The sequence below is a fragment of the Variovorax sp. Soil_C_26 genome (genome assembly GCF_057657075.1).
Genome location: NZ_JBDGJC010000039.1, coordinates 1 through 908, shown reverse-complemented (window position 1 = coordinate 908; position 908 = coordinate 1). Strand labels below are relative to the sequence as shown.

General features: G+C 63.3%; 1 pseudogene. It reads left to right on the top strand.

Annotated elements, in window-relative coordinates:
• A pseudogene (locus AC3A6G_RS27345) lies at positions 1–868 on the top strand (IS3 family transposase); the annotation flags it as partial.
• Positions 869–908 lie beyond the last annotated feature (40 nt).

Here is a 908-nt window from a genome sequence, read left to right as displayed (position 1 = left end):
CGAGCCGATCTGCAAGGTCTTGCAGATCGCCCCGTCGGGCTACCGGCGGCACGCGGCGCTGCTGCGTGAGCCGCACAAGCGCTGCGCCAGAGCACACCGCGACGATGTCCTCATGCCGGCGATACAGCGCGTCTGGCAGGCCAACATGCAGGTCTATGGGGCCGGCAAGGTCTGGAGGCAACTGGCACGCGAGGGCACTGCGGTGGCGCGCTGCACAGTCGAACGGCTGATGCGGCGCCTGGGCTGCGAGGCGTGATGCGCGGCAAGGTGGTGAAGACCACGATCAACGATGCCAGGGCGCCATGCCCTGTGGATCGGGTCAACCGGCAGTTCCGAGCGCAGCGCCCGAACCAGCTATGGGTTTCGGATTTCACGTACGTGTCGACATGGCAGGGCTGGCCGTACGTCGCCTTCGTGATCGATGTGTTCGCCCGACGCATCGTGGGTTGGTGAGTCAGCAGTTAATGCGCACGGACTTCGTGCTCGATGCTTTGGAGCAAGCGCTGTACGACCGTCAACCCGAACGCGACGGCAGCTTGACTTGTCACTCCGATCGCGGCTCGCAATACGTCAGCATCCGGTACACGGAACGACTGGGCGAGGCTGGCATTGAGCCTTCAGTAGGCAGCAAAGGCGATTCCTACGACAACGCCCTGGCCGAGACGATCAACGGCCTCTACAAGGCCGAGCTGATCCATCGCCGGGCACCGTGGAAGACCAAGGAGGCGGTGGAGTTTGCGACGCTCGATGGGTGTCCTGGTTCAACCACCAGCGCCTGCTCGAACCCATTGGCTACATCCCGCCTGCAGAGGCTGAGGCAAACTACTACCGGCAACTCGCTAGTCAGCCCTTCAAGACGGCGGCATGACTTAAACCAACCGGCCTCCATGAAAGCCGGGGCGATTCAC